Genomic DNA, 9219 nt, shown 5'->3' with positions numbered 1-9219 from the left:
CATACACATTTCATACACAAAACAAACTTATTTTAGTTTCTGTGCGTCAATTTCCCGCCCCCTCTTTTTTCCCTAGTAGAAAGCAGTTCCTTTACCTACATTCGCTACGCGAATGTCTATCGCCAAGGTGGCCTTGAAATGTGGCCAGCTTGCTGGCCAGTCGCTTGCGACCAAGCCGACAGGCGCGCATGTAAAGGGCATCCGGTTTTTGCAGAGCAAAAATGGACGAGGGTGTATGCAGTGAAATGTCGATCACCGGCACAGCCAGCACGAATAGCAGGACACCAGGAAGCACAAGGGAAAAGACACGGATATTCAAAACCAGGAAAACCGCAAGTATGCGATCCAGCACACGAACAACTGGACATTGCGTTACCAGAGATGAGTTCCAAAGCGGGCAAAGGGAGAGAATGGCAGCGCATCGCGCTGCCATAGGGGTTTCCCGGCCTCGGCACCTGGGTAGTGCCTGGATAGGGAAGAGAGATTATTTCACCGGGTGAGTTCTGCAATAACCTTCATGAAGGATGCCCTGATCGCAGAAAAATGAAAAATAGGTACTGACAGCTCCAACATAATTGACAGAAACCTTTTTTACTTCAGCAGGATTTTCAAAGTAATAGCCCATACCTGGCTTGAACAATACAGCTTTGCCATGCAGAAAAATGGGTTCCGGTCGCATACTTCTTTGTTTCATCAATTGTTGGCCAATACCGGCATACGCTGCCAGCAAAATATCAGGATGCGATTCTACCGGATGCCGCGCCGTTGCTGACAGCAACTGGCGCACGACTTCGGCCATCGCCTTGGGCGTCACCTCCTGGTCATGACAAGCCAGAAATGTTACGGCCATGGCCGCGACAGCGGCCGCCGTTTCTGTTGGGACAAATTGCGCAGGATCAGTGCTGGTATCGAAAGTGTGCATGGTCGTCCTTTCGTCTGCGTAACGGGAGTGACGCAGACACAATTATTGGAAGGGAAGGCAAAGCCTTCCCTCTGTTGAGGATTAATCGAATTTCAGGACTTCAGGAAGCCAGCCTTTACCCGCAATGGCTCGTTCTGCCGCTGCCGCTGCCATGTCCTTGGTCATTTTCGCCATAGGCAAAGCATCATTCATCGATACAGCCGAGGTAATCACGTCCACCAGATGTGATTTGCGCACGCTCTTAAAGTAGGAATCCTGCGTAGGAGTCCACCAGTTCCGCATATCCAGATTGACAGCCTTGGCAAATACATCAAGTTCCGCTGATCTGTTGGCGCTGCCGCGCACTGTATTCATGGAGTCAGCAACACAAAAGGCCATGAGGTCATTAATCAATTCTGGCGACTGTTCCAGCATCCACGGCAACAGCAAGTTATCCTCTTCTGGAAGCATCGCCTTCAATTCTGCGCGGCGTTCTTCAATGACCAAATAAGCCTTACTTTGCTCCATGTCTTCAGCACTTTGAGTTAAAGGAGCCGATTCTGCCGAAATGCGCAACAGGCGATCATAGACATGACCGTCATTACATAGAGAGCGTTTCATCAGCTGGTACGTCAGCAACATGATTGCCATGTCTGGGCGAAACATGGTTTCCGCTTGCAGTGCAGCGGTGCGGTGCGCAGTCAAGCGGGTGAACAGTTTTTCAGACAAGGCGGGTTTATCTTCATCCTCTGCTTGTGTAGCTGATTCGCCTTTGGCTTCTTTTTTCAGCCGTTTTACATCATCAGCACGCAACCTGTTACGGTGAATTTCGCACTTGCCGTTATGATCTATGGTAACGACTGCCCCTACAAATGCAGCTTCGTCAGGGTGAATTACACAGAAACTGGCATTCAGGTTATCCAGTTCTGTTCTGAGCTGGCGGCACAGTTTTCGGGCTGCATTGGCGCTTTCTGTATATTCATTTTGTGTTTCCGGTGTACAGCCAGCACTCTCAATTTCAATTCGCTGTTGTTGGGCATCATCAAGCGCGGACTGAGCGGCATCAAGTTGCGTCTGCTCTTCGTCAGTGAGTTCACGCTTGATCTTTCGCGCTGTACCAAGTTTGCTCAGGTCGGAATGATCAAAACGCACTGCTACATCTACCCATGCAAAACCTTCTTTCTTCAGTTTTGCGGCCTGTTTCTCCAGTTTTTCAGCAGCCAGTTTTTCGAGTAAAGGGGCGTTTTCAATATAGCCCCTGCCTTCCTCGCTGAACAAGTCACGTATTAATGTGCCGCCTGCCTTCTCATAGGCTTCTACGCCCACATAGATAGCTGCTTTGTCATTGGTCGATACGGTGTTGTTGGTCAGCAAGTCACGGATAGCCCAGACAGCGTGACTACGGTTTGCGGTAGCTTTCCATGCATCCAACTGCCGTTGATGGTCGTCACACAGGCCAAGGGCTTCCAGATGTTCTATCGTGGCCTCGTCCTTCTTGAACAAATCCATCAGTTCGGGTGCGACATTGGCAAGGCGTAAGCGGCGCTTTACACCAATGGTCTGCATCCCAAAATAGGAAGCAATGAAATCAACAGTTTTACCCATTTCTATCAGTGCTTGCATGGCGGCATACTGGTCGGCAGGGTGCATGTCCATGCGGCCAGAATTTTCCATCAGGGAGATTTGTATGCCTTCGTCTTCTGATACTTCAATGTAATTCAGCGGGAAATCAGCCGGAAACAATTTCTTGGAAATCAGCAAAGCGACCGCTCTCCAGCGGCGACCGCCTGCCACAATTTCCAGTTTGCCCGTTTCCTTGCCCTTGCGTTTCTGGCGAAACACAATAACGTTCTGTAAAACCATGCCAGCAGCCAAGATCAGGTCTGCCAGTTCTTCCACATCATCAACATTGATGGTACGAACGTTGCGGTATACGGAAACAACAAATTGTGCATGCGGCGCAGACTGCGTCGCCTGTGGCCTGCACACTGGCAAATTGGTGGTTTCAGCGGCTCCAACGATTTCAACAGTAGTTTGAGACATATACGACTCCTAAAGATTTAAAGGACTTCTAAGGCACATTGGTTCGGTCTGCTCACCTATCCAATGCGTTTCGGCTTTGTGCTGCCCCAGTGCCGTTCTGGTGATGATGGGAACCATCATCAAAGAGGGTTTTGCTTTTGGTCTGGCATTTAAAAGTTGATCCTCTTCGCTCGCGCCTTCTCGCTCCCCCGCCGGGGCGGGGGTGAGGGGGGTGGTGAAGCCCCTCCCTCAGGGGAGGGGTGGGGGTGGGTGGTCTTTAGGCAGCGAGGTACGGGCCGCATGTTTCTAGCCCGGTCACAACGTTTATCCCCACACAAGCACCTCTCATAAACTCGGGAGGTGCTTGTGTGGGGATTTGTGACCGGGCGGCGCGGCCCGTGCTGCCCACGTTGCAAGGACAATCCGGCCGGTTTCATAGCGGATGCGGCGGCTCAAGATCCGTGACAGCACGCTTCATCGCTGGCGCGGGTCTTGAAAGGATTGTCCGGGCTGGGAAGTACTCGGCCGGTTTCATAGCGGATGCGGCGGCTCAAAGGGCGTGCCAGCAGCTTCATCGCTGGCGCGGCCTTTGAAAGAGTTCTTCCCTCACTTCAGGTTGTTGATTTTCGTTGCAGACTGCTGATCGAGATCCGGGCACGCACCGGCGCGCACCAGCTGGCAGTCGCCCTGGCGCTGCCGTAGATGTTGCGGTTACCTGGTGTTGTCTGGCGTGAGCCTGGCCAGGTAGTTGCAGGACGCTGCGCGTCGTGCTGTCTTTTGGGTTAAGCCCAGCGGCTAAGGGGAGTGTTGCCAGCTGATGGCGGGTTCTTTGCCCTCCGGGGAAAGGTTCCGACAGCAGCTGGTAATACTGCCCTTGTTAGCGAAAGAAAGCCGTGGCGCCAGGTGGGTGGCTCGCCACCCAGCCGCTTGCGGCCAGGCCCGGCCTGCTTGGTGGCACTCCCTTTTTGCAAAGCAAAACTAATTTGCCGTCATAGGCACATCACCAGCTGGTCCAGGAGCGAAGGCGGGCTCTGCAATCACAAAGACAAGGTGGCCTTGGAATGTGGCCAGCTCGCTAGCCAGTCGCTTGCGACCGAGCCGCAGGCGAGCGTGGAAAGGCACCTGGGAGATGTTGTAACAATCATCCTGGGAGAGCGAGAGATACATAGCCAACACATTGACACCACCGGATGCACTCGTTAGTATAAGTACCAGTACTTATACTAACTATGGGCCATTATCATGAGACACCTTCAAGCATTAAGTGAAGCAGCGAAGGAGCAACTTAGCGACGGCTTGTCTGGCAATTTCTTCGCCCAGGCAAAGTCGGCCAAATTGAAGATCAGTCGTGCTCTCGCGACAGAAAACGTATTAGAGGCGCGTTCAGCTGCAGCTGCTTATGGCGGCCTGGTCAAAAGGTGGCGGCGCTGGCTGATCGAAGAAATCACAGATGCCACACTGATGGATGTAGATACAAGTCGTGAGAAAGTGCGCAGCTGGCAGAGTCAGGTCTTTGGCCAAGCAGTGGCTTCGGAGCGGCTGAGTAAATACGGAAGACCGGAGAGAAGCGGGGGAGGGCGATCAGAAGCAATCACATTACCTGATGGATTCGAGGATGCTGCTGAGCGATTTTATAAACGCTACGCTGAAAAAATCAAGCAACTGTAGTGCATGGCGGCTTTTGGCCAAACCGAGTTGGCCAGACCAGGCTTGTGCTGATCTGGCCAGTCAGGCGAACCTATTTAATTTTACTGAGTTTGTCTTCAATGGTTTTTGCATCAACACCGCCAGTCAGGCGACTTCCATCAGGAAACACCATCGTAGGGATACCTTTCATTTTGTGCTTGCTGCCCAGGGCCATGACCTCAGTATGTGGATCTGTGCAGTTAGCCGGCGCTGCAGGAGGCAACTTTCCATTCAGCATCCAGTCATCAATAGCCTTGGCTTTATCTGGCGCGCACCAGATATCATGCGACTTCTGTTTGGAATCCGGGCCAAGCATGTTGAGCTGGAAAACATGCACAGTCAGATTGTCGATGGTGCTAAGATTTTTGCGAAGCTGTTTGCAGTACGGACAGTTTGGATCTTCAAACAATGCAATGGAACGTTTTCCATCACCTTTGACCGTTTTGATGGATAAATTAAATGGCAAGGTTTTGTAGTCAACCTTGTTGAGTTCATTGGTGCGCTGTTCCGTGTAATCAACTTTTGTGGACGTGTTGATCATCTTACCGATAATCAGGAACTGGGCCTTGTCGTCCGTGTAGTACAGCTCACCATTCATTTGAACGCCATACAGGCCAGGGAAAGGTGATTTTTCGACCGCCTGGACTTTGAACTGCGGGCCGAATTTAGTTTCCAACTGCTTACCGAGATCCTGCAGGTCAACGGCGCCGGCCCCGCCAGCCAGCAATGGCATTGATATTGCGCAGATGAATTTTGTTACTAAGTTGAAAACTCTCGTTTTCCAGGTTGTATTATGATTCGTTTTAGCCATATTTAACTCCTTGTAGTTGAGATGGTTAGGCTGGACACCCGGATGGAGCCGGTTGTTCAGCCGTCTTTGTGCTTGATTATGAGGATGTATTTTCTTTCCCCAGGTCAGCCCAGGATTTCAGCAATGTCACTGCCATGTAGCCGGTGAAGCTGATCGTGAAAATGTAAATCGGTAAATAGTGCTCAACAAAGAGTGCATGAAGAAAATCCATACTTATCGTTGTATCTGGCAAGTGGAAATACCTCCTTGTCACCCGTCCCAGGATATCGCCAACAATGATCAATGCAGCAGCTGACAAACAGTATGAGAAGGTCAATTTTAAAGCTGAAAGGATTGATTGCTTAATTCGAAATGTGGTCGATGTTAAATTCATTTTTCTTCCTTATGTGGCGATTAGTTTTTGGCGAATAGCCACACCTCATAACGTAAGCCAGCATTACCAGGAATGCGCAGCTCGCCGAGCTGGACCGGACTCTTGGTACCAACTTGATATCTTGCGTCTGTTCTGAACTCTTTCAGTGCCGGTAATTGCACCTGGCACGCATTTGATTTGAATGTTCCCATGGATTCAAGAAGAGAATATTTAACATCAACATCGGCAAGGATATTTCCCGAAGAATCAACAGATACTGGCCTGATTGATGCAGAGATACCGGTATTAAAAGTTGCTTTTTCTTGTGTTGTTGCGGTGCATGCATGAATGTACTGGTGTTGCTGTAACAAATTAGCCGTAGCCGCTTTGCCGTCTGTAGCAGACAACTTGAGTGATTCCAACGTAGTTTGCCCGGCTTGATTACTAACTTGAATTACGGCAACCTCAAACATCTGCGGTTCAGCCGCTATTGCTGTTGACGTGATGATGCATGCGAATAAGAGTGCAATTGATTTCATGGATTCCTTTAAATGTAAAAATTGGTGAGGTGACTCAAAGTTTGCGAATAAGTCTGTCTTTTTCATCAATAGTAAAATTTCCATCAAATAGCTCGTCAGTGCAGGCAAGTGTGTAGTCAATGACTGCATAATCGCGATGTTTGATTGCAATTCGGCCTAATTCGTCTAGTACCGGATTGATTATATTTTTTGACAAATTTTCTTTTTTCCCCATAAAGACCACATTCACAGTCAACATTTTTCCTATTGTGTAATGAATGTCTAGCGCGAAAGTATGATCATCAGGAGTCTTGACCCTGAATTTCTGGCTACTACTGGTTTCCCGAACCAGCGTCCATTTATTCTCAAAGCCTTCAAGGAAATGATGCGGCATTTTAATCTTTCAGTAATCTGGCTTCCGGCCAGTACGGGGCTTTCACCGTAGCTCAATGTTTAGTCTTTAGGCATATGACTGTTATAGTAATTCTGGGCTTCTGGCGTCGTGCCAGTGCTCAAGCAGTCAGGATTTGTGCAGACATATTCTTTTTTCAGATCGTTGGCGCCACATCGTTGACCGGTACAGAAATCTTTATCACACCAACAGCTTACTGCACCGGTCGTTGCTGCATCAGCGCCACATTTTGGACATGCTATTTGATTCTCCATGATGTTTCCTTTCTAAAATTCAATGGATTTGGTTGGTGAATGTTCTTTTGGTCTTACCAGGTGTAACCACAAAAACGAATTTGATATAATCAAGCTCTCCGGTACGTGCTGTCGAATAAATTGCTCAGTATTCGAGCTGTATATGGAGACAGCTACCAGACGCCCCGCCTCCAGGAGAGAGAGAACAGGAGGCCAGTACACATCTATTTCCCGTAATTCGTCAATGAATACTGCAGCACGGGCATCACGTTTTATTTCAACTGAGAAGCGAGCAAGATCTATGAAGGAATCCCGCAGAAATACTGCCGCTTTTTTATTATTGGCAAATGAATTGCGGAACGTGCTATCCATCAGGCTTGATTTTCCGGTGCCAGTCAGGCCAGATACCAAAATCAATCCAGTATTCTTTTTGTATAAGTCCATCAAATCCTTGATTTGGCCAGTCTCAACTATGATTCTTGGTATGCTGGTACCAGCCAATATACCCACCTTTTTTGCGACACCTGAGAGCGCATCCCAGGTCGGATAGTTTTCAGTGTGCGCTATGATCTCAAGGGATTGGGAAACCTTGCAATCGATTCCCAAAACCGCCTTCAGTGAAGCACGAAGACGGCTTGCTTTATCTTTGTATTTCGATTGTGTATTCATGATTAATTGATTTTCCAGTTATGCCAGACCGCAAGCGGCTTCGGAGTTCCCATTCTCGAACTGGCTTTAAAAATCATTTAACCAGTTTACTTCATCAGATTCACCATACCAAAATCGGCGGGAACGACGGGCCCTGACTGCCCCTGCTTACGCATTCAAATACCTGTCGTTGGCATTTGGATGCGCCCTGTGCACCAGGGATGCAACTATTTTGTTTCGGGTAAAACTCGTTTCGCGTGCGAAAGTTCTGCTGGCTGTATTTTTTTCAAAACCAGAAAGGAGAGAAGCAAAGGAACATACGTGACTACGAAACCAATAATTGTAAAACCCAGGATCTTATGCTTTTCCCCTAATTGGTGAGCTTCTACGCATTTGAAGATGGTTATAACAACTGAGAGAACCATCAGGCCCATAAGGACACCAGGTATTTTTACAAGGAATTTACTTAACAGTATATTTTTCATTTCAACGCTTTAAGATGTATAGATTTTTTATTATTTCGGACGCTTGCTATATGCGACACATATATAAAATGTTTGGACCAAGCAGAAAGCTGGCGAGTGAGCTGCAAGACTGATACATAGTCCTATTGCGTACCATATCCAGACGTAGGGTTTTAAATTGTGGAGCTGCCAGCGGATTTTTAATTTTTCTGTCACTGTAAACTGACTCCAGGTTTTTCCAATGGGCGCACGAATTTTATGCCAAGGATACAGAGCGTCCAACGCCACATATAAAACTGAATTCTCTTTTACCAGTAATAAACGCAAAAATGCCGGGCAAGCAGGTCGGTGAATGGGTGAAAAATCACTATTCAGCATACTGAGAAATCCAGCCATTAAAAGGAAGCCATCAATAAGTGTAATCAGAAGCATTAAGTGAGCACCTTACGATTTTTGCAGAATACATTATTTAAATTCTTGATTGCTGTTGTCATGGAGATTTTAAGAACGTATATTCTGCCGCGCTGATTATAATTTCGGCGTAGTTTTCATTGTTAGGAATGCTCCCTGACGGGTAGATCTTTGCGGCGTCATGCATCACTGCTGTTGCGCGAGGTGTGGTAGATGGTTTAGATTCAGCAAAGCTACCGTCTGAATGCTGCTCGACTTGAAAGGTAAATTTGGTTTGCGGGTCAACAACATCTGCATATCCAAATAATTGAATCTGGGCCTTTACTCGCATAGCACCATCGTGGATTTCAACAACGGTGCCGTTTATTCGATTAATCAATAGGGACATGATCTTCCTTCTCCAAAAGTTGTGGGTCTAGTTCGCGTATAAGCCCAAAGGTAACATCAGAAAAGCATTGCCAATTTTCTTCCAATCGCTCTGCAGCTTTTAATGTCACACTCGCTGCTACGTCATCGCCTGAAAAATGAAATGCTACTATGGCGCCCGAAAGGTAGCCGAGCATGACAAGAACTGTGTCTTTGTCATATCTGCCTACCGCTTCAAGTCGCTTTAGTGAATCGTAGATTGAACGAGTATATTGACGCCTCAGGGTGCCTTCGTTATTTCTTCCAGGAAATTGAATCACGTTCATGTATCAGCTTTCCTGCTCTCTTTGGAGAAGCCAGTTAAATTTTCCATAGTCACAAATATGATTGGATCA

At 47.9% G+C, this 9219-nt stretch carries 12 protein-coding genes; 1 reads left to right on the top strand and 11 read right to left on the bottom strand.

The window, feature by feature from the left end; translation table 11 throughout:
- Positions 1-91: 91 nt before the first annotated feature.
- The 3 genes from ACO0LB_RS18040 to ACO0LB_RS18030 form a co-directional block, all read right to left on the bottom strand.
- Positions 92-433, bottom strand: coding sequence for a hypothetical protein (locus ACO0LB_RS18040; protein WP_423051615.1), 342 nt, complete (start codon positions 431-433; stop codon positions 92-94).
- A gap of 51 nt (positions 434-484) precedes the next feature.
- A complete protein-coding gene (locus tag ACO0LB_RS18035; protein ID WP_423051613.1) occupies positions 485-922 on the bottom strand; it encodes a hypothetical protein in 438 nt (145 codons plus the stop codon).
- An 81-nt stretch (positions 923-1003) separates the two neighbouring features.
- Complete coding sequence (locus ACO0LB_RS18030; RefSeq protein ID WP_423051611.1) at positions 1004-2944, bottom strand: ParB/RepB/Spo0J family partition protein; 1941 nt, start codon at positions 2942-2944, stop codon at positions 1004-1006.
- Positions 2945-4165: 1221 nt separating this feature from the next.
- Between ACO0LB_RS18030 and ACO0LB_RS18025 the strand changes: the two genes are divergently transcribed.
- Positions 4166-4591, top strand: coding sequence for a hypothetical protein (locus ACO0LB_RS18025; RefSeq protein WP_423051609.1), 426 nt, complete (start codon positions 4166-4168; stop codon positions 4589-4591).
- 70 nt (positions 4592-4661) lie between these two features.
- Here ACO0LB_RS18025 and ACO0LB_RS18020 read toward each other — a convergent pair whose 3' ends face one another.
- From ACO0LB_RS18020 to ACO0LB_RS17985, 8 genes are all read right to left on the bottom strand, one after another.
- Entirely contained in the window at positions 4662-5342 is a 681-nt protein-coding gene (locus ACO0LB_RS18020; RefSeq protein ID WP_423051607.1) for a DsbC family protein, read from the bottom strand.
- A gap of 154 nt (positions 5343-5496) precedes the next feature.
- Positions 5497-5793 (bottom strand): hypothetical protein, encoded by a 297-nt coding sequence (locus tag ACO0LB_RS18015; protein WP_423051605.1) that lies wholly within the window; start codon positions 5791-5793, stop codon positions 5497-5499.
- A gap of 20 nt (positions 5794-5813) precedes the next feature.
- Complete coding sequence (locus tag ACO0LB_RS18010) at positions 5814-6311, bottom strand: hypothetical protein (RefSeq protein ID WP_423051603.1); 498 nt, start codon at positions 6309-6311, stop codon at positions 5814-5816.
- A 34-nt stretch (positions 6312-6345) separates the two neighbouring features.
- The gene (locus ACO0LB_RS18005) at positions 6346-6684 is read right to left on the bottom strand and encodes a hypothetical protein (protein WP_423051601.1); all 339 of its coding nucleotides are present in this window, start codon (positions 6682-6684) and stop codon (positions 6346-6348) included.
- Between the two features lie 284 nt (positions 6685-6968).
- Complete coding sequence (locus tag ACO0LB_RS18000; protein WP_423051599.1) at positions 6969-7604, bottom strand: hypothetical protein; 636 nt, start codon at positions 7602-7604, stop codon at positions 6969-6971.
- Positions 7605-8098: 494 nt separating this feature from the next.
- Positions 8099-8479: a hypothetical protein gene (locus ACO0LB_RS17995; protein ID WP_423051597.1), complete on the bottom strand. Its 381-nt coding sequence runs from the start codon at positions 8477-8479 to the stop codon at positions 8099-8101.
- 58 nt (positions 8480-8537) lie between these two features.
- Positions 8538-8846, bottom strand: a complete 309-nt coding sequence (locus tag ACO0LB_RS17990) for a hypothetical protein (protein ID WP_423051595.1) — start codon at positions 8844-8846, stop codon at positions 8538-8540.
- Positions 8830-9150 carry a hypothetical protein gene (locus tag ACO0LB_RS17985; protein WP_423051593.1) on the bottom strand — a complete coding sequence of 107 codons (321 nt, stop codon included), beginning with the start codon at positions 9148-9150 and terminating at the stop codon, positions 8830-8832. The genes ACO0LB_RS17990 and ACO0LB_RS17985 overlap by 17 nt, the downstream gene beginning before the upstream one ends.
- Positions 9151-9219: the final 69 nt, after the last annotated feature.

Origin of the sequence: Undibacterium sp. SXout7W, from assembly GCF_049339385.1 — a bacterium.
Classification (GTDB): domain Bacteria; phylum Pseudomonadota; class Gammaproteobacteria; order Burkholderiales; family Burkholderiaceae_D; genus Undibacterium.
The sequence above is the reverse complement of the archived record's forward strand: the minus strand, read 5'-3'. Positions and strand labels throughout refer to the sequence as shown.

Bases quoted from the DNA above. Each gene is read 5' to 3' on its own strand.
- ACO0LB_RS18025 (WP_423051609.1), top strand. From the start codon at position 4,166: ATGAGACACCTTCAAGCATTAAGTGAAGCAGCGAAGGAGCAACTTAGC.
- ACO0LB_RS18010 (WP_423051603.1), bottom strand. From the start codon at position 6,311: ATGAAATCAATTGCACTCTTATTCGCATGCATCATCACGTCAACAGCA.
- ACO0LB_RS18035 (WP_423051613.1), bottom strand. From the start codon at position 922: ATGCACACTTTCGATACCAGCACTGATCCTGCGCAATTTGTCCCAACA.
- ACO0LB_RS18005 (WP_423051601.1), bottom strand. From the start codon at position 6,684: ATGCCGCATCATTTCCTTGAAGGCTTTGAGAATAAATGGACGCTGGTT.
- ACO0LB_RS18000 (WP_423051599.1), bottom strand. From the start codon at position 7,604: ATGAATACACAATCGAAATACAAAGATAAAGCAAGCCGTCTTCGTGCT.
- ACO0LB_RS18040 (WP_423051615.1), bottom strand. From the start codon at position 433: ATGGCAGCGCGATGCGCTGCCATTCTCTCCCTTTGCCCGCTTTGGAAC.
- ACO0LB_RS17990 (WP_423051595.1), bottom strand. From the start codon at position 8,846: ATGTCCCTATTGATTAATCGAATAAACGGCACCGTTGTTGAAATCCAC.
- ACO0LB_RS17995 (WP_423051597.1), bottom strand. From the start codon at position 8,479: ATGCTTCTGATTACACTTATTGATGGCTTCCTTTTAATGGCTGGATTT.
- ACO0LB_RS18030 (WP_423051611.1), bottom strand. From the start codon at position 2,944: ATGTCTCAAACTACTGTTGAAATCGTTGGAGCCGCTGAAACCACCAAT.
- ACO0LB_RS18020 (WP_423051607.1), bottom strand. From the start codon at position 5,342: ATGCCATTGCTGGCTGGCGGGGCCGGCGCCGTTGACCTGCAGGATCTC.
- ACO0LB_RS17985 (WP_423051593.1), bottom strand. From the start codon at position 9,150: ATGAACGTGATTCAATTTCCTGGAAGAAATAACGAAGGCACCCTGAGG.
- ACO0LB_RS18015 (WP_423051605.1), bottom strand. From the start codon at position 5,793: ATGAATTTAACATCGACCACATTTCGAATTAAGCAATCAATCCTTTCA.